The sequence below is a fragment of the Streptomyces sp. NPDC051109 genome, assembly GCF_044455885.1.
Lineage (GTDB): Bacteria > Actinomycetota > Actinomycetes > Streptomycetales > Streptomycetaceae > Streptomyces.
The window spans coordinates 524135-548343 of sequence record NZ_JBITFF010000002.1; the positions used below are offsets into that span (position 1 = coordinate 524135).

18 protein-coding genes and 1 pseudogene are annotated in these 24209 nt (G+C 72.3%); 9 read left to right on the forward strand and 10 right to left on the reverse strand.

Annotation, left to right across the window (positions count from 1 at the left end):
* Nucleotides 1-137 precede the first annotated feature (137 nt).
* Both glpK and ACIBAD_RS05270 read right to left on the reverse strand, forming a co-directional pair.
* A complete protein-coding gene (glpK, locus tag ACIBAD_RS05265) occupies nt 138-1655 on the reverse strand; it encodes a glycerol kinase GlpK (protein ID WP_134069073.1) in 1518 nt (505 codons plus the stop codon).
* Nucleotides 1656-1742: 87 nt separating this feature from the next.
* A complete protein-coding gene (locus ACIBAD_RS05270; protein WP_398904624.1) occupies nt 1743-2591 on the reverse strand; it encodes an MIP/aquaporin family protein in 849 nt (282 codons plus the stop codon).
* Nucleotides 2592-2899: 308 nt separating this feature from the next.
* Here ACIBAD_RS05270 and dhaK point away from each other — a divergent pair, with 308 nt between their 5' ends.
* The gene (dhaK, locus tag ACIBAD_RS05275) at nt 2900-3904 is read left to right on the forward strand and encodes a dihydroxyacetone kinase subunit DhaK (RefSeq protein WP_134069075.1); all 1005 of its coding nucleotides are present in this window, start codon (nt 2900-2902) and stop codon (nt 3902-3904) included.
* Between the two features lie 239 nt (nt 3905-4143).
* Entirely contained in the window at nt 4144-4638 is a 495-nt protein-coding gene (locus ACIBAD_RS05280) for a hemerythrin domain-containing protein (protein ID WP_134069076.1), read from the forward strand.
* 37 nt (nt 4639-4675) lie between these two features.
* On the opposite strand, the gene ACIBAD_RS05285 is transcribed toward ACIBAD_RS05280, so the two are convergent.
* From ACIBAD_RS05285 to ACIBAD_RS05305, 5 genes are all read right to left on the reverse strand, one after another.
* On the reverse strand, nt 4676-5125 hold the full coding sequence (locus ACIBAD_RS05285) for a CBS domain-containing protein (protein WP_398904627.1): 450 nt from the start codon (nt 5123-5125) through the stop codon (nt 4676-4678).
* Between the two features lie 165 nt (nt 5126-5290).
* Complete coding sequence (locus tag ACIBAD_RS05290) at nt 5291-6058, reverse strand: metallophosphoesterase (RefSeq protein ID WP_134069078.1); 768 nt, start codon at nt 6056-6058, stop codon at nt 5291-5293.
* Nucleotides 6055-6309, reverse strand: a complete 255-nt coding sequence (locus tag ACIBAD_RS05295; protein WP_134069079.1) for a hypothetical protein — start codon at nt 6307-6309, stop codon at nt 6055-6057. The genes ACIBAD_RS05290 and ACIBAD_RS05295 overlap by 4 nt, the downstream gene beginning before the upstream one ends.
* Nucleotides 6306-6986 (reverse strand): nucleotidyltransferase family protein, encoded by a 681-nt coding sequence (locus ACIBAD_RS05300; RefSeq protein WP_398904630.1) that lies wholly within the window; start codon nt 6984-6986, stop codon nt 6306-6308. The genes ACIBAD_RS05295 and ACIBAD_RS05300 overlap by 4 nt, the downstream gene beginning before the upstream one ends.
* A 228-nt stretch (nt 6987-7214) precedes the next feature.
* Complete coding sequence (locus ACIBAD_RS05305) at nt 7215-8309, reverse strand: amidase domain-containing protein (protein ID WP_398904632.1); 1095 nt, start codon at nt 8307-8309, stop codon at nt 7215-7217.
* 254 nt (nt 8310-8563) lie between these two features.
* Here ACIBAD_RS05305 and ACIBAD_RS05310 point away from each other — a divergent pair, with 254 nt between their 5' ends.
* Entirely contained in the window at nt 8564-10738 is a 2175-nt protein-coding gene (locus ACIBAD_RS05310; RefSeq protein WP_398904634.1) for a transglycosylase domain-containing protein, read from the forward strand.
* A gap of 47 nt (nt 10739-10785) precedes the next feature.
* Here ACIBAD_RS05310 and ACIBAD_RS05315 read toward each other — a convergent pair whose 3' ends face one another.
* On the reverse strand, nt 10786-12108 hold the full coding sequence (locus ACIBAD_RS05315) for a hypothetical protein (protein ID WP_398904636.1): 1323 nt from the start codon (nt 12106-12108) through the stop codon (nt 10786-10788).
* A 246-nt stretch (nt 12109-12354) separates the two neighbouring features.
* Between ACIBAD_RS05315 and ACIBAD_RS05320 the strand changes: the two genes are divergently transcribed.
* The 6 genes and pseudogenes from ACIBAD_RS05320 to ACIBAD_RS05345 all read left to right on the forward strand — a co-directional run bounded on the left by ACIBAD_RS05320 (nt 12355) and on the right by ACIBAD_RS05345 (nt 21449).
* Nucleotides 12355-12585 (forward strand): AAA family ATPase, encoded by a 231-nt coding sequence (locus tag ACIBAD_RS05320; protein ID WP_134069082.1) that lies wholly within the window; start codon nt 12355-12357, stop codon nt 12583-12585.
* Nucleotides 12586-12806: 221 nt separating this feature from the next.
* Nucleotides 12807-13310: a GNAT family N-acetyltransferase gene (locus ACIBAD_RS05325; protein WP_214942850.1), complete on the forward strand. Its 504-nt coding sequence runs from the start codon at nt 12807-12809 to the stop codon at nt 13308-13310.
* Nucleotides 13311-13611: 301 nt separating this feature from the next.
* Nucleotides 13612-14434: pseudogene (locus tag ACIBAD_RS05330) on the forward strand (transposase).
* A gap of 319 nt (nt 14435-14753) precedes the next feature.
* Complete coding sequence (locus ACIBAD_RS05335; protein ID WP_398904639.1) at nt 14754-16781, forward strand: serine/threonine-protein kinase; 2028 nt, start codon at nt 14754-14756, stop codon at nt 16779-16781.
* Nucleotides 16782-16820: 39 nt separating this feature from the next.
* A complete protein-coding gene (locus ACIBAD_RS05340) occupies nt 16821-19175 on the forward strand; it encodes a PQQ-binding-like beta-propeller repeat protein (protein ID WP_398904641.1) in 2355 nt (784 codons plus the stop codon).
* A 108-nt stretch (nt 19176-19283) separates the two neighbouring features.
* Nucleotides 19284-21449 carry a PQQ-binding-like beta-propeller repeat protein gene (locus tag ACIBAD_RS05345; RefSeq protein WP_398904643.1) on the forward strand — a complete coding sequence of 722 codons (2166 nt, stop codon included), beginning with the start codon at nt 19284-19286 and terminating at the stop codon, nt 21447-21449.
* 101 nt (nt 21450-21550) lie between these two features.
* On the opposite strand, the gene ACIBAD_RS05350 is transcribed toward ACIBAD_RS05345, so the two are convergent.
* Both ACIBAD_RS05350 and ACIBAD_RS05355 read right to left on the reverse strand, forming a co-directional pair.
* Complete coding sequence (locus ACIBAD_RS05350) at nt 21551-22726, reverse strand: M6 family metalloprotease domain-containing protein (RefSeq protein WP_134069089.1); 1176 nt, start codon at nt 22724-22726, stop codon at nt 21551-21553.
* 67 nt (nt 22727-22793) lie between these two features.
* Nucleotides 22794-24059 (reverse strand): alpha/beta fold hydrolase, encoded by a 1266-nt coding sequence (locus ACIBAD_RS05355; RefSeq protein ID WP_398904645.1) that lies wholly within the window; start codon nt 24057-24059, stop codon nt 22794-22796.
* Nucleotides 24060-24209 lie beyond the last annotated feature (150 nt).

The window sequence follows — 24209 nt, forward strand, 5'->3', positions numbered from 1 at the left end:
GGGCGGGGGGGGGGGGCGGCGGCGGGGGGGCGGGGGGCGGGGGGGGGCGCGGGGGCGCGGGGGGGGGGGGGGCGGGGGGGGGGGGGGGGGGGCGCGCGGCGCCCGCCCCCCCCCCCCCCCCCCACCGCCGTGCGGAACTATTCGACCGTGGCCCAGTCGAGCGTGCGTTCCACGGCCTTCTTCCAGCCCGCGTATCCCTCCTCGCGCCGTTCTTCGGACCACTCGGGTTGCCAGCGCTTGGACTCCTGCCAGTGCGTGCGCAGTTCGTCCGTGTCGCGCCAGAAGCCGGTGGCCAGTCCGGCGGCGTACGCGGCGCCGAGCGCGGTCGTCTCGGCGACGACGGGGCGGCTGACCGGTACGCCGAGGACGTCGGCCTGGATCTGCATGCACAGGTCGTTGGCGGTCACGCCGCCGTCCACCTTGAGGACGTCCAGGTGGACGCCCGAGTCCCGTTCCATGGCGTCCACCACGTCGCGGCTCTGGTAGCAGATGGCTTCCAGGGCGGCCCGCGCCAGGTGGCCGTTGTCGTGGTAGCGGGCGAGCCCGACGATCGCGCCGCGGGCGTCGGAGCGCCAGTACGGTGCGAAGAGGCCGGAGAAGGCAGGCACGAAGTAGATGCCTCCGCTGTCCTCGACGGTGAGGGCGAGGCGTTCGCTCTCCGCCGCATCCTTGATGATCTTGAGTTGGTCCCTCAGCCACTGGATGGCCGAGCCGGTGACCGCGATGGATCCCTCCAGCGCGTACACGGCCGGGCTGCCCGCGAACTGGTAGGCCACGGTGGTCAGGAGGCCGTGCTGGGAGCGGACCAGTTCGGTGCCGGTGTTGAGCACCAGGAAGTTGCCGGTGCCGTAGGTGTTCTTGGCCTCGCCGGGTGCGTAGCAGACCTGCCCGACGGTGGCCGCCTGCTGGTCGCCGAGGACTCCGGTGATGGGGATGGCCTCGCGCAGGGGGCGGGAGGTGCGGGTCCGTCCGAACGCCTCCGGGTGGGAGGACGGGTTGATGGTGGGGAGCATGGCCCGGGGAACGCCGAAGAATCCCAGGAGTTCGTCGTCCCAGTCGAGGGTCTCCAGGTCCATGAGCATGGTGCGGCTGGCGTTGGTCACGTCGGTGGCGTGGACGCCGCCGTCGGGTCCGCCGGTGAGGTTCCACAGCACCCAGCAGTCGGTGTTGCCGAAGAGCGCGTGGCCCTGCTCGGCCGCCTCGCGTACCCCGTCGACGTTCTCCAGGATCCACTGGATCTTGCCGCCGGAGAAGTAGGTGGCGGGTGGCAGGCCCGCCTTGCGGCGGATGACGTCGCCCTGGCCCGAGCGCTCCAGTGCCGCCGCGATGGAGTCGGTGCGGGTGTCCTGCCAGACGATGGCGTTGTAGTAGGGGCGACCGGTGCGCGGGTCCCATACGACCGTCGTCTCGCGCTGGTTGGTGATGCCGATGGCCGCCAGGTCGGCGGCGGACAGGTCGCCGTGCCGGAGCGCGTTCTGCATCACCGAGTTCGTGCGTTCCCAGATCTCCACGGGGTCGTGCTCGACCCAGCCCGAGCGGGGCAGGATCTGGGAGTGTTCCAACTGGTGCCTCGCCACCTCGTTGCCTGCGTGGTCGAAGATCATGAATCGGGTGCTGGTGGTCCCCTGGTCCACCGCGCCGACGAAGTCAGCCATGGCGTGCCGCCTCTCTAGGCGATTGGGCCGTACGGGCCGAGGTGCGGGGCGGGCCGTCTCGGGCCCGCCCTGGCGGTCCCGGTCCGGTCAGCTCTCGTCCGGGGCCGGGACCCGTCCCGCAGGCTCCGGCTCGGCGGTGGGCAGGAACCTGCCGATGAAGATCTTGTAGATGCACGCGCCCAGCACGCCGCCGATGAACGGGCCGATGATGGGCACCCAGAAGTAGAAGTTCCCGTACTGATCTCGCCACGCCCCGCCGTAGCCGGTGAGGAAGCTCGCCAGCCGGGGTCCGAAGTCACGGGCGGGGTTGATCGCGTATCCGGCGTTGGTGCCGAAGGCCATGCCGATGGCCACGACGATCAGGCCGACGATGAACGGGGCCAGGTTGGCGCCGGGGGGCGTGCCCAACAGGTCGGTGACCGCGAAGATCAGCAGGAGCAGGAGCGCCGTGCCGATGATCTGGTCCCGCAGGGCTCCCCACTCGGTGACCGGCAGGTTGGGGTTGCCGTTGGCCGGGAGCGTGGAGAAGACGCCCTGCGTCTTGATGGTGTGACCGGGGTCGGCCTTGGCCAGTGCCTCGGAGTAGTTCCACCGGATGATGAGGGCCGCGACGAAGGCGCCCGCCAGCTGGGCCACCATGTAGGGAGCCACCCTGCGCCAAGGGAAGCCCTTGAAGGCCGCCAGTGCGAGGGTGACCGCCGGATTGAGGTGGGCACCGCTGAGTCGTGCTGCGACGTAGACGCCCAGGGTCACACCGAGACCCCAGGCCCAGGCGATGCTGTCGTGGTTTCCGAGGCCGCCCGCGGGCTCCGTCAAGGCCCCGCCGGCGACCACCTGGGCCACCACACCACACCCGAAGAGAATGAGGATCATGGTGCCGGCAAATTCGGCGGATAGCTCGCCGACCAGCCCAGATCCCTTGAGGCGCTCAGTCATGGCTTCCGCTTCCCGCCGGCCCGAAGGGCCGGCTTCGACTGCCCCGAGTCCTCTGTAGCGACGGTGCGCCCGCGCTCGACGGGCCGCCGGTCCAGTATTGGGATCTTTCCCGTTGATCGCAGCTCGTAACTCTCCCGGGGCCGGGAACGGAAGTCTTGGCGGATGTGCCGTGCCCCGAAGAACGGCACACTGGGGTGTAGGGCGTGCAAGGTGAGCGGTGCGTGCGCTCCCGGGCGTGCCCGCCCGTCCGGGGCGGGCGGTGGAGTGCTTTTACCGCTCGTCCGCCGGTTGCATCCCGGAGGCACCTGATGAACATGCTGATCAACAGTCCGCAGACAGTGGTCGCCGACGCCCTGCGCGGGCTGGCCGCCGCCCATCCCGATCTGGACGTGGACGTGGAGGGGCGGGTCGTCGTACGGCGTGACGCGCGTGAGGGCGGGCGGGTCGGTCTGGTCTCCGGCGGCGGTTCCGGGCACGAACCCCTGCACGCCGGGTTCGTGGGCCCCGGGATGCTGTCCGCCGCCTGCCCGGGCGAGGTGTTCACTTCTCCCGTGCCGGACCAGATGCTGCGGGCTGCCAAGGCCGTCGCCTCCGGGCAGGGTGTCCTGTTCGTCGTCAAGAACTACACCGGGGACGTCCTCAACTTCGACATGGCCGCCGAGCTGGCCGAGGAGGACGGGATCCGGGTCGAGCGCGTCCTGGTCAACGACGACGTCGCGGTGACCGACAGCCTCTACACGGCCGGGAGGCGCGGCACGGGGGCCACCCTCTTCGTCGAGAAGATCGCCGGGGCGGCGGCCGAGGAGGGCGCGCCGCTGGAGCGGGTCGCCGCACTCGCGCGGCAGGTCAACGAGGCTTCCCGCAGCTTCGGCGTGGCACTGGGTGCCTGCACCACACCCGCCAAGGGCACACCCACCTTCGATCTGCCGGACGGCGAGTTGGAGCTGGGGATCGGCATCCACGGCGAGCCGGGCCGGGAGCGCCGCGCCATGATGACGGCGCGGGAGATCGCGGAGTTCTCGGTGGGGGCCGTGCTGGAGGACCTGGCCGCGGTGGCCCCGGCCGACGGTCCGGTCCTGGCCCTGGTCAACGGGATGGGCGCGACGCCGCTGCTGGAGCTCTACGGCTTCCACGCCGAGGTGGCGCACGTACTGGAGGCGAGGGGCGTGCCGGTGGCCCGGACGCTGGTGGGGAACTACGTCACCTCGCTGGACATGCCCGGCTGCTCGGTGACGCTGTGCCGGGCCGACGAGGAACTGCTGCGGCTGTGGGACGCGCCCGTGCAGACGGCGGCCCTGCGCTGGGGCCGTTGACACCGCAGGCCGGCCCGGGGCGCCGTCGGTCCCGTACGAGGACCGGCGGCGTCCACGCGGCCCCTGGAGCCGTCCGGCGCGGCCTCGACGTCGATCCGTCGCCGGAGTCCTGCGTGAACGGCCGGAGCGGGGGCAGGCGCGCCCGCAGACCGGCGCGCCGGGTTCCGGCGGACGGCGGGGCCCTTGTGCGGGTCCTTCGGCTTCCGCGGGGAAGCACGATCGAGTCGAGGAGCGAGTGGATGGCAGGCCAGGGGAGTGACGTCGTCGAGGTGATCCTCAAGGATCACCGCACCATGGAGGAGCTGTTCCGCCGCATGCGGAGCGTCGAGGCCGACCGCGCCGGAGCGCTGGCCGAGTTCTCGGCCCTGCTCATCGCGCACGGCGAGGCGGAGGAGGCCGAGGTCTACGGGGCGCTCAAACGCTTCAAGGGCGTCGACAACGAGGAAGTGGAGCACGGGGAGAAGGAGCACACCGAGGGCAACGAGGCGCTGCTGGCCCTGCTGGAAGTGGACGACGTCGGCTCCGACGAGTGGGACGCACGGTTGGAGGACCTGGTCAAGGCGGTGACCCACCACGTGGACGAGGAGGAGCGGACGATCCTCAACGGCGCCCGGGAGAGCGTCCCCGACGAGCGCAGGGCCGAGCTGGGATCCGCGTTCCTGAGGGCACGCGACGAGCTGCTGGCGTCCGGCTGCGGAAGCATCGAGAACGTACGCGCCGTCGTCGGCAGGTGAGGGCGGGCGGGGAGGTCGGAGGACCGGGGGCTCGTGTTCACGGAGGCGGAGTGCGACCGGCCGACGCGGTGCCGGGTTCGGCGGCCGCAATGGCCGCGAGGGCCGATCCCGGGTCCCGTTCGACCTCCAGGTCACCCAGGGTGACGACTCCGACGAGCTCGCCGTCCTCGGTCTGTACGGGCAGGCGCCTGAGTGCGTGGTGGCGCATGAGGTAGGCGGCCTGGTCGACGCCGTCGGCGGGGCCGACCGTGATCGGCTCGGGGCTGCAGATCGCCCGCACCGTCGTCTCGGCGGGGTCACGGCCCTCGGCCATGGCCCGTATGACCAGGTCCCGGTCGGTCAGGATGCCGCGCAGCCTGCCCCCCTCCAGGACCAGGACGTCCCCGATGTCCGCGTCCCGCATGACCCGGGCCGCCTCTGCCAGTGAGGTCAGCCCGTCGACGGTCACCGGCTTCTCGGTCATCACCTCGTGGACCCGTCGGGTCATGGCTCCTCCCACGGCTGGAAGCGGTTCCTGCCCGGCGCCTACCCAACCCGGCGCCGGGTACCCACCGCGCTGCCGCGGGACCGCGCCGCCCGCCGGAGCGGCGCACCTTCCGACCGCCGCGGAGCGGCACACGCGGCCCGTCCGTCGCGGCCCGTCGCGGCCCGTTCACCTCCCGGCCGGAGCCGGGCCGCCGCGGGCGGGCGCGTGGTCCCTCACAGGGAGGTGGTAGACGGCGAAGGCCCGGTCGATGACGGGCAGGGCGACGTTGCGGACTCGGATCCCGCCCGCCGTCATGCCGTGTTCGGTGCCGAGGTGGGCGTGGCCGTGGACGGCGAAGTCGGCGCCCTGCTCGTCCATGGCCTCGGCGAGCAGGTAGCTGCCGAGGAAGGGGTAGATCTCCCGGGGCTCGCCCGCCAGGGTGTCGGGTACGGGCGCGAAGTGCGTCAGAGCGATGCGCACCGCGCAGCCCGCTCGGCGCAGCTCGCCCAGCGCCCGCCCCAGTGACTCCGCGCAGTGGCGGCTGTAGCGGATGAACGCCTTCATCTCCGGTTCGCCGAACTCGCTGCCACTGCGTCCGGCGAAGCCTCCGCAGAATCCCTTGGTCCCCGCCACGCCCACCCGCGTACCGGCGAGGTCGAGGGCGATCCCCTCACCCTCCAGGACGTGCACGCCCGCCGCCCGCAGCTGCCGGGTCACGTCCTGCGCCTGGTCGCTCTGGTAGTCGTGGTTCCCGAGGACCGCGACGACGGGCACCGGCAGTCCCGCGACCTCCGCGGCCACCACCCGGGCCTCCTCGGGGGTGCCGTGCCGGGTGAGGTCGCCCGCCAGCAGCAGCACGTCCGCGCACGTACCGAGGGTGTCGAAGGCGGGTCGCAGCAGCCCCGCGCTGTCCGGACCGAGATGGACGTCCCCGACGGCCGCCACGCGGATCACGACAGTTCCTCGGCGTGATCGGGCAGGCCGGGGTGGCTCACGGTGAGGTCGTCGTACCAGTCCAGGCCCGCCAGCTCCTCCCCCGCGACGCGCAGGACGGCCGTCCGGCACTGCTCGTCGGGGACACGGCCCCGGACGACGGCACGGGCGCCGTGCGTTTCGACCCGTACGCCGAGTTCGGCGGTCTCCCCGCGGGCCAGCCGGTCTCGCAGGTGCTCGATGCGGTACTCGGTGATCTCGTCGGAGGTCACAGCCCTGCCTCCTTCTCGTCAGGAGCCCCGCTCTGATGGCGGTCGATGACCCGGAGCCTCACGAGCAGGTAGAGGAAGGCGTCCGGAAGCGGGGCGGCCCGGTGGTCCCGGTCGAGCCGGTCCCAGTCGATCTGTTCGCGCAGCATGCGGGCCATGGGCAGCAGTTCGCCGAAGTCGCAGTAGTGCTCGCAGAGCGCCGCGAGGCGGCTCTCCATGAGGTCGGTGGGCGCGAGGACCGGCATCCACACCGAGTCCACCGCCTTGACGCTCGCCCGTCCCAGCAGCTCCGTACTGACGGGACGTCTGGCCAGCTCGAAGATCAAGTCGATCTCCTCTCCGCCCGAGCGGCCCTTGACCAGCCAGTCCTCGGGGGCCCGCCGCATGTCGATGCCGCCGGCCTCCAGGGCTTTGATGGCCGTGTCGGCGTCCTCGGGCCGGATGCAGAAGTCCGTGTCGTGCTGGAAGCGGGCCGGCAGGCCGTGCGCGAAGGCGGCCACGCTGCCCGCCAGGGCGAAGGGCTTTCCCGTGCGCTTGAGCAGCGCCGCCACGTGCTTGGTGGTTTCGAGGATCGCCTGGGTGTGGTCCTTGGGCAGCGGAGCACCGGCCGGGGCCGCGGGGCTCAGGCTTTCGGGTGGGGGGAGTCCCCCAGGCGTCGGCGGGGCGGTCTCGGAGACCATGGCACCTCACTCGTGTCACACGAGACGAGTACATCCCTGATAGGTCATGTGGGGCCTCTTACCGGTCCTGGGCGCCCCAAACCCGGCTGCCGCGCCGCGGTGCCGCACGCAGCCGCCGGCTTCCTGCGCGCCGCGGGACCCGCACGCAGCCGCCGGCTTCCTGCGGTGATCCCGGCCGGCTCCTCCTGCCGCAGGGGTTCCGCGGCAGGAGGAGCCGAAGGGCACCCGTCAGGTGCGGTACGCGTAGTAGACCGCGTCCGGGTAGGACGCGACGATGCTCGCGAGCGACTTACGGTAGGTGTTGGTGGAGTGGTACGTGAGGTACGGCATTCCGGCGTTGCTGCGGTACGTCACCATCATGGAGTGGTCCTTGGACCCGTCCCTGTTGAAGTCCACCTGCACGATGTCACCGACGTCCGTCTGGTAGACGTCGGCCAGGTTGGCGGCCCGGTGGTTGGACAGCGTGAACCACGCCCACTCGTTCGCGCCGACCCAGGAGTCGGTCTGGCGGGTGCTGTCGTACGACCAGTTGCGGTAGTCCGTCGTGGGGCCCGGAACGGTCTTCCAGCCACCTGCCTTGAGGGCCTGGCTGATGAAGTTGGTGCAGTCGCCTCCCGCGCCGTTGAACTTGCGGTAGGCCGGGTTGTAGCTGCTCCAGTACTTCTCCGCGTACTTCGCCATGGCCGCGTAGTCGTACGCACCGCCGGTCTTCGCCTTGGGCTTGGCCGGGGCGGGGTACTTGGTGGACGCGGGCGTGCCGCCCGGATACTGGTTGCCGTCGTCCTTGGCGACGTTCGTCCTGGCCGCCACGGGCTCGTTGATCGCGACGGGGCCGTTGTCCTGGGACTTGATCGAGGCCAGCTCCCAGGCACCGCCCCGCTTGCTGGTGAAGGTCAGTTCGTAGCGCGTCCGGAAGTCGGTCGTGGCCGGCTCGTCTCCGCGCAGTTTCTTGTAGGTGAGCGTGGTGTCCTCGGCGACCTCGACGGTCGCCTTCCCGCCGGTGACCGTGGCCCGGTCCACGGCGACGTGGGTGGTGGCACCCGTGTAGGCCTCGCCGAGGGCCGCCAGGCGCGTCTTACGGGACTGCAGCGAGGAGATCGCGGCGTCCTCGTCCTTCTTCAGCTGGGCCGACATGCGCGTCTTCGCGGAGGACGGACCGGAATTGCGGTGTCCGGGCTGTTCCTCGACCAGAGCCAGGGTGCGCTGGGAGAGCACGTCGTCGGCCATGCGGGCGAAGGTGTCGACGGTCGCGCGGTCGGCTGCTTCGGGCCCGGAGCCCGCACTCGCGGAGTAGGCGAACAGCGTCGCGGACGACAGGGTCACGGTCAAGGCTGCGCCGACGGCAAGCCTGAACCTCTTTGGTATCACTGCTTTTCCCCTTGTCACCCGGTCCACACGGACCGGGGGACGGAATCTTCGCACAACCAGGCGGTTCCTTCAGCGCGTTCCGCTTCGTCGGCGGTCGCCTCCCAGGAGTCGTCTCAAACGCAGGGCGGCCCGCCTCCGGTTCACCTTCCGCCACCGGCTCCGTACGCCGCGGCCGGAAGCCGACGCCCACCGCGCCGGCCTCACAGCAAATGCCTCTAGGGTATGCGGGAAAGCACAGCAAGGGGGCATTCCCAGTGGGCAGGCAGGATACGTCCGCAAGAGGGCGATCGTGGGGCAGGCGGGCGGCTCCGGAGGGCGGCGGCGGAGCCCGGTCGGGCCGTCGCAGGAAGACCGGGACGCGCCGGAGGCCCCAGGCGGCGGCCGGCCGGCCAGTCGCCCTCGCGTCGGCCGCCGCTGCGGCGCGCACACGGCTGCGGCGCCTTCGACCCGCCTTCCCGAGACCGGGCCGCAGCGGCTGGCGGCGGTGGATACCCTCCTGGCGCCAGTGGCTGGGAGCCTGCCTGTTCGCGTTCACGGCCCTGGCGGGCTTCATCACGTACGCCTACGCGACCACGGACATACCCGAAGACCTCAACTCGTTCGCCACACAGCAGGACAACGTCTACTACTGGGCCGACGGCTCCACGATGGCCCGGACGGGATGGGTCAGCCGGCAGGAGATGCCGCTGGACAAGGTGCCTCCCAAGGTCCAGGGAGCCGTTCTCTCCGCCGAGAACGCGAGCTTCTACTCCGATCCCGGCGTGTCACCGTCCGGTGTCCTGCGCGCCCTGGGCGCCGCGGCGACGGGCGGCGAGACCCAGGGCGGGTCCACCATCACGCAGCAGTACGTGAAGAACGCCTACCTGAACCAGGACCGCACGCTCTCCCGGAAGTTCACCGAGCTCCTGCTCGCCGTGAAGCTGGACAACCAGAGGGACAAGAAGCAGATCCTCCAGGACTACCTCAACACCAGCTGGTTCGGGCGCGGGACCTACGGGATCCAGCGCGCGTCCCAGGCGTACTTCGGCAAGGACGTCTCCCAGCTCAATGCCAGCGAGGGCGCCTTCCTGGCCTCCCTCCTCAAGGGCGCCGGGCTGTACGACCCGGCCCTCGGCAAGGAGAACCACGAGCGGGCCGTCGAACGCTGGGCCTGGATCCTGGACCGCATGGTCGAGACCGGTCGGCTCTCCCGCGCCGAGCGCGCCACCTACACCACCTTCCCCGAGCCCTTGGGGGCCGCCATGCCCGGCACTCCGGGCGCGCAGACCGGGTACCTGGTCGAGCTGGCGAAGGCCTACGCGATCAAAGCGGGCCACATCACGGACTCCGACTTCGACCTCGGCGGCTACCAGATCTACACGACCTTCGACCGGGCCCGCATGACGGCCCTGACCTCTGCCGTCCAAAAGGCGCAGAAGGACTTCGACGCCGAGCGGCGCCCCGACACCGACAAACACGCGAAGATCGGGGCGGCGAGCGTCTCCCCCGACGGGCGGCTGCTCGCCGTGTACGGCGGCCCCGACTATCTGAAGCAGGGCTTCAACGAGTCGAACGCGACGACGATCCCGGTCGGCACGGCGTTCACGCCGATCGTCTACGCCGCCGCGCTCGACGAAGGGGTGCTGCGCTCACGCGGCAAGACCCGTACGCCCGTCTCCCCCTCCACCACGTACAACGGCGACGACCAGGTCACCGTGCAGACTCCCGAGGGGCCGTACTGGGACCGCAGCGGCAAGGTGGTGAAGGGCCGCAACGACGACGGCCGCAACTGGGGCCAGGTGACGTTGCGCCAGGCCGTCGCCGACTCCGTCAACACCCCCATGCTGCAACTCGGCCTCGACGTGGGCCTCGACGGGGTGCAGTCGTTCGCCCAGCGCGCGGGCCTGCTCGAATCGAGCCTGGGGCCACGGATTCCCACGTTCGCGCTCGGGGAGAACTCGACGCCCAGTGCGATCCGCATGGCCGGCGCCTACGAGACCTTCGCCGCCGGCGGCATGCACACCGACCCCTACTCGGTGCGCTCGGCCAGCCGCAACGGCGTTGCGGTGCCGCTCGATACGCCGCAGCCGACCCGGGCCGTGACGGCCAAGACCGCGCAGGCGGTGACGGACGCCTTGCGGGAGGCGGTCACCGAGGGTTCGGCGAAGACGGCGGACAAGGCGCACGCCGGGGCGGCGGGCAAGACCGGGACGACGGCCGCGAAAACGGCCGGCTGGTTCGTCGCGAGCACCGAGCAGGAGTCCACGGCCGTGGTGGTCTACCGGATGTCGCTGACCGACCTGGTTCCGCTGCCGCTGACGGGACTCGGCGGCGACGCGCCGGGCACGCCCGGCAGCGAGCGGGCGGTGCGTCTGTGGAGCGACTACATCAAGGCGGTGAAGTAGGCCGGGCGGCGCACGCCGCCCGGCCCGGCGACCGCCGGGCTGCCCGTCTACTTGACGAGCGAAGCCCAGGCCGGTGCCTGCGCCGGGTCGAGCGTGCGCAGTTGGGCCAGGACCTTCGGGTCCTGCGCGTCGAGCCAGTCCGCCAGCTCCCGGAAGGACACGCAGCGGACGTCCTGGCGCGGGCAGACGTCCTTCATCACGTCCTCGACGGCCTTCATGTAGATGCCGCCGTTCCAGTCCTCGAAGTGGTTGCCGACGAACATGGGCGCCCGGCTGCCGTTGTAGACGCGGTTGAAGCCGTTCATGTACGAGGCCCGGGTCTGCGCCTGCCACGCCGCGAACTTCGCCGGGTCGCCCTGCGTGCTGTCGCCCGACTGGTTGAAGAGGAAGTTGAAGTCCATGGAGAGGACCTGCACCTCCTTGCCCTGCAGTGGCAACAGCTGCAGGGGGAAGTTCCAGATGCCGTCCTGCTTGGACGGCCACAGCTGGAAGTCACCGGCGGAACTCGCGTCGTAGCGCCAGCCGTACGGCTTGATCGCGGTCAGGAGGTTCTTCTGGCCCTCCAGGCAGGGCGCCCGGCCCCCGACCACTTCCCGGTCCGGGTCGAAGGGCAGCGGCGCCTCCTTGGTGAAACCGGTGTTGGTCTTCCAGTTCTTGATGAACGCATACGTCTGGTCGATCTCGCTCTTCCATTCGGCGGGGCTCCAGTCCTCGCCGCCCTTGGGCCCGCAGAAGTGCCCGTTGAAGTGCGATCCGATCTCGTCACCGTCGCCCCAGGCGCCGCGCAACTGCTCCAGGGTGCCCTTCACGTGTGGAACGGTCGGGTAGGAGATGGCGGCCGAACCCGGGCTGTGCTGCGGCGGCCGGTAGAGCGCCTTCTTGTTTTCCGGCAGCAGGTAGATGCCCGTGAGGAAGAAGGTCATGTGAGCCTTGTTCTCGCGGGCGACCTGGCGGAAGTGCGAGAAGAGGTGGTCGTCGCCCTCCAGCGCGCCGTCCCAGGAGAACACCACGAACTGCGGCGGCTTCTCCCCGGGTTTCAGCCGCTCGGGCTTGAGCTGGCCCGGCTGCGGCCCGGTGTAGGAGGTGGAGCCGTCCCCCAACACCTTGACCTTGCCGTCCCAGGCCTCCTCGGCCTTCTTCGCAGCGGCGGCCCCGTCGGCCGCGCCGCCCGGAGCCGCGAGCTTCGCATCGCCTTGGGCGGCCCCCGAGGGACCGCTCCTGGTGAAGGCGAACGCGGTGGCGGTGGCCCCGGCGATGGCGATCACGGCCACGCCCAGGCCCAGGCGTCTGCGGTTCTGCGCCTTCCTGCGTACTTTGCGGGTGCTCCGGGACTCCGTCCGGTCAGCCGGAGCGGTGTCTGTATCGGCCATCGCAGTCGTCCCCCTGAGATCCCCGCAGCCGGGCCGCGCGTGGATGGTTCATACGAATATAGAACTTGTCGGCACTCCTCCCACACTCAGGACTCCTCAACCCGTCGCTTCACAGCCAACTCACAGCCCCGGCCGCATCCGCCGCCATGGCCGTTCTGCGAGGTCGGCGCGTACGCGAACCGGACGAAGGTCCGGTGTCGGTCGTCCTGTCGGGCGGTCGGCACCGTGCCCGCGACATCAGGGGAGATGCCGGTGCTTGGAGCGGTGACGGATGCGGGCGCGGCGAGCACGCCGGCGGGTCCGCTGATCGGGCGGGACACCGAACTGGACCAGCACACCCGACTGTTGGCGGAAAGGCGTCGGACGAGCAAGATCGCGGTGATCGAGGGAACGGCCGGCATCGGCAAGACCCGGTTGCCGTGGGCGCTGGTCGAGCGGGCCGCGGCGGCGGGGCGCGAAGTGCTCGCACGTGAGTGAGGAGTTCCGCGCACCCGGATGGTTCGTCTCCTTCGGATCCTGCCGTTTGGGCCCGCGTCGTCAGGTGCCGTGCCCGCACGGACGGAAAGGCTGCCGATCCACTGGACGCGCCCCGGGTGCCTCGACAACACGGCGAGGTGCGGTGCCGGCCGGCTTGGTTGTGCCTGGAGCCCTCATACTCCAGCCGTAGTTCGTGATGATCCGTGGGGCAAAGTGGGCGCATGACTACGTACGAGACGATGTCGTTCCACCTTGAGACCGAGCGGCTGATAATGCGGCCTTGGGCCGAGTCGGACGCCGCTGAGTTCTGCGCCCTCCTCTCCGAACGCGGCAAGGGAACTCCCACGGTTGAGCACATCCGGACGTCCATCGCGGAGCTGCTCACCGCGACGGCGACTACGGGCATCGCCCTGTTGCCCATCCAGCGCCGTGACGAAGGCGACTTCATCGGCTACTGCGGGCTGATCATCGGCCGCTCCACCCTGGAGGAGCCTGAAATCGCGTATGAGCTGTTCCAGCGCGCGCATGGGCGGGGCTACGCCACCGAGGCGGCCGGCGCGGTGCTCGACGCCGCTATCGCGACCGGGCGGGAACGGCTCTGGTCGACCGTCGGTACATGGAACACACCGTCGCTCCGTGTCCTTGAGAAGCTCGGGTTCGAGCGGGATCACGTCTCCACGGAAGACAATGGTGAAGTGGTCTGGCTCACCCGCTCGTTGCCGTGACGCGGGGCCGGGCCCCGAGGCTTCACGGCTGGCGGCCGGCATCCATGTCCGTCGGGCGGCCCGGTCACCGCGCTGTTTCTCGGCTAGTAGTACTCCAGCTGTAGATCGATCTTGCTGGCGGGGTCGGTGCGGAGACGGGTGCGGCCACCGTTGATCATCGTGAGCTGTGTGGACTGACGATGAGACAGCGGCCGCAGGTCACAGCGGAGATCCCGGCCGGTGGCGGGAGGCGTTCGAGGTCGCCATGGGCCGGATCGCGGGACGGTTCGCCCTGTACGAACCCCGCCTGCGAGCGGGACGGCTGGTACGGGGCCTGCTGTCGGACCTGCCGCGCAAGAACTGCTGGACGATCGCGGAGTGGGCCGGGGAGACCAGCCCGCACGGCATGCAGCACCTGCTGTGCCGGGCCTCCTGGGACGCCGATACCGTCCGTGACGACGTCCGCGAATACGTCGTCGAGCACCTCCACGACGATGCCGCGGTGCCGGTCGTCTACGAGACCGGCGATGTGAAGAAGGGCACCCACACCGTCGGGGTCCAGCGCCAGTACACCGGCACGGCCGGACGGATCGAGAACTCCCGGGTCGCGGCCTACCTCGTCTACGCGGGCGCCCGGGGACACGCGCCGGTGGACCGGGAGCTGTACATCCCGCGCTCCTGGACATCCAACCCGGACCGCTGCCAGCAGCGCGGGCTGGTTCTGCGACTGGGCCGTCATCGACCTCACCGAACCGGCGCCACTGGCCACCCTGGTTGAGGTCGCCGGATCCAGGTGGCGGGTGGAAGAGACCTTCCAGACCGAGAAGGGGCTGGCCGGGCTCGAGGAGCACCAGGTCCGCCGCTACCCCTCCTGGACCCGCCGGGTCACCCTGGCCATGCTCGCCCACGCCTTCCTCGCCGTCGCCCGCGCAGACGAACACGCCCGCAACTCTGCCCCGGACGGGCTGGTCCCGCTGTCCTGCAACGAGATCCAGCGCCTGTTCATCACAACCGTCGTCCAGCCCCTCCACGACATGACCCACCGACTGAGCTGGTCCGACTGGCGACGCCGCCATCAGCAGCGCTCACGCACCCGCCATTGCCGGCGACAAGCGGGGAAGCCACGCCTCTCGGTCATCCCGTAGGACAACCCTCATTACAGCCAGCGCGCCACCGAGCGCGGAGTGCTGGTGGCGATCCTCGGTCCGCAGCCCGCCTGCCGGCCCGGGCCGCCGTGGCCCGCCCCCGCCCGCCGGTATCGGCACCCCGGCCCGGGCCCAGGCGTTGAACTCCCTGCCCGCCGACCAACCAAGCCTGCGCCGACCACGGCCGACACGACCAGGAGCTGGGTTCCCCGCCGCCGCGTGCCCGGCACAGCCGAGGTACACCCCCGCCCATCCGGGAGATACGTCAACTTTGTTGATTCCGAAGATGGTTGACGACCGCACGCATACGATCAACGGCATGACACCAGTGATCGCCCCGTTGCCGGGCGGTACACCCGCGCAGCTCGGAGGTCACCGGATCCTGGGGGTGCTCGGCGCCGGCGGCATGGGGACGGTCTACCTCGCCCGCCGCCGGGGGCGTCCGGTCGCCCTCAAGACCATCCGGCCCGAACTCTTCCGCGACGCGGACCTGCGCGAGCGGTTCACCCGCGAGGCCGCCGCCGCGGCGGCGGTCCGCAGCCCCTTCGTCGCCAACGTGCTCGGTTCCTCGACCGCCGAGCACGTGCCTTGGATGGCCGCCGAGTTCGTCCCCGGTGCGACCCTCGCCGCCGCCGTACTGCGGCACGGGCCCCTGCCCGCGGCCGCCGTGCGCGTCCTCGCCGGGGCGCTCGGCCGGGCCCTGACGGCCCTGGGCGCGGCCGGGGTCGTGCACCGCGATCTGAAGCCGTCGAACGTCATCCTCGGCGCCGACCGCCCCCGCGTCGTCGACTTCGGCATCGCCCGGGTGACCGGCGACGCCACCTTGACCGCGACCGGGCAGCGCCCCGGAACGCCCGGCTACATGTCGCCCGAACAGGTGGTGAAGGGCCCCCTCGGACCGCCGAGCGACGTCTTCTGCCTCGGCGCGCTGCTCGTCTTCGCGCTGACCGGCCGGCACGCCTTCTACGACGGAGACCCGGTCCGCTCGGACTTCCGCACCGCCTACGAGGCCCCCGACCTCACCGACGTTCCGGTCGAGCTGACGCCCGTGATCCGCGGCTGCCTCGAAAAGCAGCCGGAAGACCGGCCCGCCGCCGCGGAGGTGGCCGCGGAACTCGACCCGCAGGGCGCCGCCCTGCGCGCCGCCACCCGCTGGCTGCCACCCACGGTACTCGCCGACGCCGCCGAGGTCGCACGGGCCGCAGCCGCCCTGGGCGCCGGGCCGCGGCTGCCGACCCGGCGCAGGGTGCTCACCGGCGCCGGAGCCGCCGTACTTCTCGCGGCGACCGGTGCCACCGCCCTGCGCACCCTCCAGGAGGAAGACCGCTCCGGCCGCACCCCCGCCCCCCGCTGGAGCGGCCCGCCCGGCACGGTGCCGGGGCCCCTGTGGTCGTACGACGGCGCCGCGGCGCAGCCGGCCTTCGGGCCGGTCGACGTCGACGGCCGGGTGTGCTTCGCGGACGGCGGCGGCGAGCTCCTCCTCCACGATCCGGTCTCGGGCGAACGGCGCTGGCGCGGACCGGTGGTGCGCGACCTCGTCGGCGGCCGCCGACCCGTCGCCCTGGACCCGGACGGCGCCCTGCTGTTCCTGAACCCCGGCAGCGGTACGGTCCGCCACCGCGCGCGCGACGGCGTGACCGCGCTGCTCGCCGCCGACGAGGACCGGGTGTACGTCCTCGACGCCGACGGCCGCCTGGCCGCGCTCAAGCTGGCGGACGGCACGGTGCGCTGGCGCGTGCCCGCCCCCGTGTCGGGCGCGGTTCTCTCGGCAGCCGCCGGGTACGGGCGGCTGCTCCTGGCCTCCGCCGCCGGCGGGCTGGTGGCCCTGTCCGCCGCCGACGGCGGCCCCGTGTGGCGGCGGCCCGCCGGCACCGACGGCTCGCGGACGACCCTGTCCGCGAGCGGAGTGCTGCTTGGCGGGGCCGGAGACCGGACGCTGACCTGCCTGGACCGGGGGCGCGGCGAACAACTGTGGACCCTGCCCGCGGACGACAGCGCGGGCTTCGGCGTGCCCACGCCGGCCGGCGACCACGTGTACGTCGCCGACGGCCGCCAGCTCCGGAGCATCGACGTGAAGACCGGAGCCCCTGCCTGGACCGTGCCGGCCACAGAGGAACTGACCCAGGACCAGGCTCCGTTGGTGGCGGGATCCGGGATCTTCGCGCCGCTGCGGAAGTCCGAGCTCGGCATCCTCGTGGTGCACGGCGGGCGGGCAGCCGAACAGTACGTGTTCGCACCGGCCCCGGCCGGGGAGGTCCGGGCCGACGTTCCCTGGCGGGGAGTGGTCGCCGGAGGCAGCGTCATCTGGCAACGCGGCAGCGCGGTCCGCGCCCTGCCGGGCATGTGACCGGCCTCGGGCGGGGCCACGAGGTGAGGGGGGGAACGCATGGGGGGCGGACGTCTGGGGGAGGGCTTGCGCCCCGAGGACCCGCGGTCGGCCGGGCCGTACCGGCTGCTGGCCCGTTGGCCCGGCCCCCGGCCGGTGCCGCCGCGCAACGGGATGTACGTAGGCCGCGACCGGGACCACGGGCACGCCGTGGTGTGCCTGCTGCCCCCGGCCGCGTATGAGGCGGCCGAGGCGCTGCACCGTGGGCCCGTGCCGGGAGTGCCGCACGTACTGGACCTGCGGACCGAGACCGACCTCGCGTGGGTGGCCCTTGCGCACACCCCGTCCGTGTCCCTCTCCGACGTGGGGCGGCGGCCCGGCCCGACGTCCGGGGCACTGCCCCTGGAACAGTCGGTGCGGCTCGCCGCGGAGATCGCCGACACCCTGGCCGCCCTGCACGCCCGGGGCATCAGCTACGGCGCCGTGGCACCCGACGGCGTCTGGCTCACCACGGGCCGCCCGCTGCTGATGGCGCTGCACTCCTGCCGCATGCCGTCCACGCCGCCCCCTGAACCGGGCCGGAGGGAGGCACAGGGGCCGCGACCCGACGCAGGGCCCGGGCAGCCCGAACCGCAGAGCCGCGTGTCGACCGTGCCCGCCGCCTTCATGGCCCCGGAAGTGGCCGCGGGCCGGCCCTCCTCCACGGCCGCCGACGTGTACTCCCTGGCGGTGCTGCTGCTCCACACGGCCACCGGGCGGCTGCCTTTCGGGGACGGGCCGCCGCCCGTGCTGGCCTACCGCGCCCTCCACGACCGGCCGGAACTGGCTGATCTGCCAGGGGCTTTGGGCGAGGCGGTGGCCGCGGCGCTGGCCGCCTCCCCGACGGACCGCCCCACCGCCGCGGAGCTGTGCCAGGTGCTGGCCCCCGGCGGGCAGGACTCGGAGCGGACACCGGACCCGCTGCCCGGCCGGGTCGTCGCCGCACTGGCCGTACGCACGCAGGCGATCGCCGACCTGGAGATCGCCGATGCGGATGCGGACGGAGACGGAGACGGAAACGGAGACGGGCATGCGGGCGACCGGGCCCCGGCGGACGCCGGTGCCCACGAGTCCCCGCACCCCGCCACCCGGGCGGTTACGCCCCCGACCCCCGGCACGGCTCCGGCCCCGACCACCTCCGAAGCGGCCGCCCGGCCCACCCGCCGCCGAGTTCTGTCCGGCCTGCTGACCGGCGCGGCGGGGGCGGCCCTGGGAGTCTCCGGGACCCTCGCCTGGTCCGCCCTGACCCGCGAGGACAGCCGCACCGGGCCGTCCGCGGCGGGCGGCGGTTCCGGTACGAGCCCCCGCGTGCCCGGCATGCCGCCTGCCGCCCTGTGGCGCCTGGACGACCCGACGGCCCGCACCCGGCTCCTCCCGGTGAGCAGCGCCGACCATTGCCTGATGACGCGCGGCGACGTCCTGTACGGGCACGATCTGCGCACCGGCAAGGAGGTGTGGCAGTTGCCCGCCGGCGGCAGCACCCCACCCGTCCCAGTGCCCGGCGACCGGTTCCTGACGGCCACGCGCGAGGGGCTGTCGCTCTGCTCGATGCGGGATGGCCGTACCCAGTGGCTCCAGCGCAACGAGCAGCTCGCGAGGGTGCTCGCCGCCGACGGCGCCACCGCGTGGCTGCTCACGGGGGACGGGAGTCCGACGGGCGGGTACCTGCTGGCGGCGTTCGACCTGGACCAACGCAAGGAGCTATGGCGCACCCCGCTGCCGAGCGGATTCGGCAACGCGCAACTCGCCACCACCGTCGGCCCCGAGACGGTCGTCGTGGAGGTACAGGTACCCCAGCAGATGTTCCGAGATGTCACGGCCGTCCGAACCCTCGCGATCGCGGGCTTCGAGCGGAGCAGCGGACGCATGCTCTGGAACCGCTCCTACCCCGACGTGCACGCCGGCCCGGCCTCCGTGGTGGACCCGGCGGGCGGCGGACGGCTGTTCCTGCTCTCCGCCGGTCGCGCCCACGCCTACGACCTGAAGACCGGCACCCGGCTCTGGGAATCGCAGGCCCTGGTCGCCGGGACCAACGCCCCGCCCTTCTTCAGCGGCCACACCCTGTACCTGGCCGACGACGGCACGGGCCCCATCGTCGCCGTCGACCCGGACACCGGCCGGACGCTGTGGGAGCAGACGCTCACCGAGAACCTGGCGTGGAACATGCTCGGGAGCATGACCGCGAGCACCTCCGGACGCACCCTCTACCTCGCGACGCTGCACCAGGTCACGGCGACCGGCATCCCCTCGGGCAAACGGCTGTGGCAGACCGGGCTCGCAGGGGTGGAAGCGCGCGAACCGTTCCAACTCGCCGCGGTCCCCGGGGCCCTGCTCGTCGCCCGGCCGTCCGCCGTCGTCGCCCTCCCGGCGGACTGACCCCGGGTCCTCCCTCCACGCCCGCCGAAGCACGCACGTACAGGCACGCACGCACAGGTACGACCACACGCACAGGTACGACCGCCGCCCCGAAGGAGTCCACCGGTCATGTCCACGCTCCTGCCCCTGCTGCCCGACGATCCCGAGCGGCTCGGGGAGTACGTCCTCCTCGGCCGGCTCGGCGGCGGCGGCATGGGGACCGTCTTCCTGGCCCGCACCGCCGGTGGCCGCCTCGCCGCGGTCAAGACCGTCCGGTCCGACCTGCGCGACCAGCCCGGCTACCGCCAGCGGCTGACGCTGGAGGCCGAGGCCGCGCGTGTCCTGGGAGCGGAGCACACCGCGGCCTTCCTCGGCGCCGACCCCGACACGGCGCGGCCCTGGCTGGCCACGGCGTACCTCATCGGGCCCTCGCTGACCGAGGCGGTGACGGCCGGGGGGCCGCTGCCCGAACCGGTCGTCCGCGGACTCGGCTCCGCACTCGCCGCAGCCCTCGCCGCCCTGCACCGTGCCGGGCTCGTCCACCGGGACGTCAAGCCGTCGAACGTCCTGATCACCGCGCAGGGCCCGCGCCTCATCGACTTCGGGCTCGCCCAGGCCCCGGGCAGCCCCCGACTCACGGAGGCCGGGGGACTCGCGGGCACACCGGCGTACATGTCGCCGGAGCAGGCGCGCGGGGGACCGCCCGGCCCGGAAGGCGACGTGTTCGCCCTCGCGGCGGTCCTGGTGTTCGCCTCGACCGGACACGGCCCCTATGACGCCCGCGGCCGACAGAGCACCCTCGAACTGCTGCGGCACGGGGCCGACCCCGACCTGACGGGCCTGCCGGACGGACTGCGCGGGACGCTCACCGCCTGCCTGTCACCGGAGCCGGGCGACCGGCCCGCGCCCGGCCGACTGCGCGACGAGTGGGGGCCGTTCGACCCCGGGGAGTTCGCCGAGCTCCTGCCGCAGGCGCTCCTCGCCGACCTGTCCCGCCGGATCGGGGACGTCGCCACCGTGGCCCCTGCCCCGCTGCGCGCCCCCGCCCCGCGCCGCGCGCTCTCCCGCCGCACCCTGATCGCGGGCACGGCGGCCGCCGCGCTCACCGCCGCGGGCGGCGCCGCGGCACTCTGGGCCACGGGCAACCTCCCCGGCTCGGGCTCGGGCTCGGGCTCCGGTGGCCGTACTGCGGCGCCCGGCCCCGGGCGGTCCTCCCGCCCGCCCGGCACCCCCCCGGCCCCGCTGTGGTCGGTCCCGTCCCCGTTCTCAGCCGCCCCGGCCGTCGCGTCCGACGAGGTACTGATCCACACGAGCGACGTCCTGCGCGGCATTTCGACCGCCGACGGCCGGATCCTGTGGGAGACCCAGACCGCCAAGGTCGACGTGGCCGTGGCGGGCGACAAGCTCGTCGGCTCCGTCTTCGACGACGACGGCAACGCGAGCGCGGGATACCTGGACCCGCGCACCGGCCGGCTCGCCCCCGACGCGGCCAACCCGGCCGTCCTGGGCGATCTCGCCCAGACCACGCAGCTCCTGGCCGCGGATGCCGAATGCCTCTATTTCAAGGCGTACTTCAGATCCGGCGACCGGCAACAGCAGGAGCAGGCGTGGCTGCTCTCCTACGAACTGGGCGCCCGGAAACTGCGCTGGCGCACGCGCATCGAGGGCGCCGTCCTGGACTCGCTCGGCTCCCTCATGATGTCGTCGGTCATCTCCGGCGGCCGCATGATCTGCTCGGATCCCGCACGCGTCTTCGCCGTAGACCTGCGAGACGGCCGCGTGTTGTGGGCCCGCCGGGTCCGCACCGACCAGGAGGCCGCGTCGCCGAACCAGTCGGGAGGCATCAACCCTCCGGTCGCCTCGGACCGCCACGTCTTCGACTTCGAGGAGCGGATCACGGCGGTGGACCTGGTGACGGGAGAAGTGGCCTGGAAGCTGGAGCCGGAGGGCACGAAACTGCTGAGCGCGCCCGTCTGCGCGAACGGCGCCGTGTACGTCGCGGACGGGGCGCTCCAGGCGTTCGACGAGTCGACGGGGAAGAAGGTGTGGACCCACGACCCGGGCGCGTACGTCTCCATGCTGGCGGCTCCCGCCCCGTTCCGCGGGGAGCTCTACGCGGCGGTCGGCGGCGCCGGTCAGGCGGTCGTCGCCGTGGACGTCGCCGCCCGCCGCGTCGCGTGGACGCTGGCCGCGGGGGCCGTGAACATGCCCGACGGCCCGACGATGATCGTCCAGCGCGGCAACCGGCTCTACCCCCAGACCGTCGACCGCCTCGCGGCCGTACCGCTCGATTGAAAGCGGGGATCCGCGCGGTAGCGTGCCGCCGCCTCGCGGCACGCGGCACCCACCCGGGGTGTGCCGTGAAAGTGGCTACGTGTGGCCGGCCCGGACCGGAGTCACTCCTTGCTCAGCCGCACCGTGTCTCCCGTCCGTCCGCCCCCGAGGACGTCGATACGCACGCCGGTCGCGGGGTCTGTGAAGCTCTGGCCGGGTGCGTACGCGGCCAGGTCCAGCGCCGTACACCCGGTGGGCGGGGTCGTGGTCGGGTTCGCGTTCGTGATCCGCACCGGGCCTTCGCCGGTCCGGGCTGCGGAGTCGACCTTGTAGATGAGGACGCCGGTGGAGCAGGCGGCCGCGTCGTTGCCCTGGGCGCGGCGGGATTCCGCCACGTACGCCGTCGTCTCACCGGTCCGCAGCACGGCGATCTTCGTTCCGCCGGGCCGTTCCACCGGGGTCAGCCGTACGGTCCGACGACCGGACGAGGACAGGCAGGCGACCTGGTCGTCGCGGGTCCAACCGAGCTTCCAGGAATGCCAGCCGAGGTACTGCGGGGCGTGGCCGGCGATGTCGCCCATGACGTCCCAACCGCCCACGTACTGGTGGGTGGCTCCGGTGAACGAGTACAGGTCGGGCAGCCCGAAGGTATGGGCGGTCTCGTGGGCCGCGACCTTGTGACCCCAGCGCCACATGTCCTGTCCGAAGGTGACGGCCCATTTGAGGCGGGTTCCGTCGGCGGTGATTCCGGGTGTCGCCGGGTCGTACAGGTAGGTCGGTGAGAAGGGGATGGCGGTCGCCGTCCTGGCGGGGACGACGTACACCATGTCGTAGCGGGAGAAGTCCGCGTAGGGGTCGGCGGCCGTGATCGCGTCACGGAGGTACTTCTCGTGGGCCTCGAAGGTGAGGCCGCGCGCGAAGCCGTAGGAGGTGGACTCGGCGGGCATCCGGATCCAGCGGTGCAGTGGGGTGTTGTCCAGTCGCAGGCGACCGTAGCTCGCGCGTCCCATCCAGTCTGCGGCCGGGGCGAGGTGAGCGGCGTACGGCTCGGTGGAGTCGGTGGCCGGGGCGTCGGGGAAATCCACGTACAGCGTCAGGACGCGGCGGGTTCCGGTGGCGGGCTGGAACTGGGTCCGGTCGGTGTCGTGGCCCTCGTCCGTCCAGCCGGTCCGGCCGGGGAGGGCGCAGCCGGCGGCGGGGGGCGAGCCGGGGGCGGCGGCCGCGGTGGGGGCGGACAGGCAGGGGATGAGGGCGACGGCCGCGGCGAGCGACCGCAGGCGGTGGGGCGGGGTGGTCATGTCTCTCCCGTCGGGGGCAGGTTGAGGAGTACGAGGACAGGGCGCGGGAGGGAGCTGCGAGGGGGTCCTACGCGCGACCCGCGGTCAGGTCCATCAGGCGGGACAGCACGCGGCCGCCGGAGGCGGTGACGCCGTCGTGCTCCCATTCGTTGGTGACCCATACCCGGGTGGCACCGACCTCGCGCGCGGTGCGCAGGGAGAGCCCGGCGTCCACGTACATGTCGTCGTGGTAGACGAGTGCGGCGAGCGGGACCCGGTTGGCGGCGAGGCGGCGGGGGTCGTACAGCGCCGGCCAGTCGGGGCGTTCGGCGAGCAGATCGGCGGCGTCGGCGAAGGGGCGCAGGCCTTTGATCTCTCGGAACATCCAGGGGTAGATCATTTCTCCGGTGAGCAGGAGCGGGTCGGCGTCCTCGGCGAACTCGGGGAAGTCCGCCAGGGCCCTGGACGCCGCCCAGCCCGTCGGCCCCGCGCCCTGGCCGTACAGGCTCTCCTGCATGACGGCGAAGAGCGGGTTGTCGGTGAAGCCGGTCAGTGTCATCACCTGGTGCAGGAAGGTGTCGGTCGGCTTCGCGTCCTCGTCGAGGGATTCGTCGAGGAGCCAGTGGATCCGCTCGAAGCCGTCGCCCATACCGAGGGCGAGGCCGAGCGTGCGCAGGCGGTGGGGGGTGAGCCGGTCTCCGTCGGGCAGGCGCACATCGGTGGCGGCCAGGAGGCGGGCGAGCTCGCGCAGCCGGGCGGCGTCGTCGGGGTAGCGGGCGTAGAAGTCGAGGACGCGGTCCCGCACCCGGGGGTAGGTGCGGGCGTAGACCTCGTCGGCGGTGGCCGAGAGACCGGGCAGGCCGCCGGTCACGTAGCACGCCCGCAGGCCTTCGGGGGCCTGGCTGAGATAGGTGAGGGTGATGAAGCCGCCGTAACTCTGGCCGAGGGTCTCCCAGGGCTCGTCGCCGCACAGCTGCCGGCGGATCAGTTCGGCGTCCGCGACGATCGAGTCGGCGCGGAAGTGGCCGAGGTGGTCGGCCAGCCGGGCGGGTGAGTCGAAGCGGGAGGCCGCCCGGGCGGTGAGGGGGGCGGAGCGGCCGGTGCCGCGTTGATCGAGGAGGAGGACCCGGTGGGTCTTGAGGGCCTGGGGCAGCCAGCCGGGCGAACCGGACGACGGCCTAGGCGACTTGCCGCCGGGTCCGCCCTGCAGATAGAGCAGCCAGGGCAGTTGCCGACCTGCTCGGCGCGCATCGGTCACCTCGCGGGCGAAGATCCGGATGGTCGGACCGTGCGGGGCCGCGTGGTCCAGGGGAACGGTGAAGACGTGGTCGACGGTCGCGTACGCAGGGTTCATGGGTCCCTTTCGCGGCCGCATGGCGTCAGAGCCGCATAGTGACGTGTGACATTGCGCGACAGCATGGCGCGGCCAACAGCGGCTGTGGAGCCCCCCACTTACCCATAACTCCGCGCTATGGAGGCGCGACAATTGTGAGTGCCATTTCAC

Coding starts and splice junctions, on each gene's coding strand:
- dhaK (WP_134069075.1), top strand. CDS start 2,900: ATGAACATGCTGATCAACAGTCCGCAGACAGTGGTCGCCGACGCCCTG.
- ACIBAD_RS05345 (WP_398904643.1), top strand. CDS start 19,284: ATGTCCACGCTCCTGCCCCTGCTGCCCGACGATCCCGAGCGGCTCGGG.
- ACIBAD_RS05325 (WP_214942850.1), top strand. CDS start 12,807: ATGACTACGTACGAGACGATGTCGTTCCACCTTGAGACCGAGCGGCTG.
- ACIBAD_RS05340 (WP_398904641.1), top strand. CDS start 16,821: ATGGGGGGCGGACGTCTGGGGGAGGGCTTGCGCCCCGAGGACCCGCGG.
- ACIBAD_RS05335 (WP_398904639.1), top strand. CDS start 14,754: ATGACACCAGTGATCGCCCCGTTGCCGGGCGGTACACCCGCGCAGCTC.
- ACIBAD_RS05300 (WP_398904630.1), bottom strand. CDS start 6,986: ATGGTCTCCGAGACCGCCCCGCCGACGCCTGGGGGACTCCCCCCACCC.
- ACIBAD_RS05280 (WP_134069076.1), top strand. CDS start 4,144: ATGGCAGGCCAGGGGAGTGACGTCGTCGAGGTGATCCTCAAGGATCAC.
- ACIBAD_RS05355 (WP_398904645.1), bottom strand. CDS start 24,059: ATGAACCCTGCGTACGCGACCGTCGACCACGTCTTCACCGTTCCCCTG.
- ACIBAD_RS05315 (WP_398904636.1), bottom strand. CDS start 12,108: ATGGCCGATACAGACACCGCTCCGGCTGACCGGACGGAGTCCCGGAGC.
- ACIBAD_RS05320 (WP_134069082.1), top strand. CDS start 12,355: ATGCCGGTGCTTGGAGCGGTGACGGATGCGGGCGCGGCGAGCACGCCG.
- ACIBAD_RS05310 (WP_398904634.1), top strand. CDS start 8,564: ATGCCTCTAGGGTATGCGGGAAAGCACAGCAAGGGGGCATTCCCAGTG.
- ACIBAD_RS05285 (WP_398904627.1), bottom strand. CDS start 5,125: ATGACCCGACGGGTCCACGAGGTGATGACCGAGAAGCCGGTGACCGTC.
- ACIBAD_RS05270 (WP_398904624.1), bottom strand. CDS start 2,591: ATGACTGAGCGCCTCAAGGGATCTGGGCTGGTCGGCGAGCTATCCGCC.
- ACIBAD_RS05350 (WP_134069089.1), bottom strand. CDS start 22,726: ATGACCACCCCGCCCCACCGCCTGCGGTCGCTCGCCGCGGCCGTCGCC.
- glpK (WP_134069073.1), bottom strand. CDS start 1,655: ATGGCTGACTTCGTCGGCGCGGTGGACCAGGGGACCACCAGCACCCGA.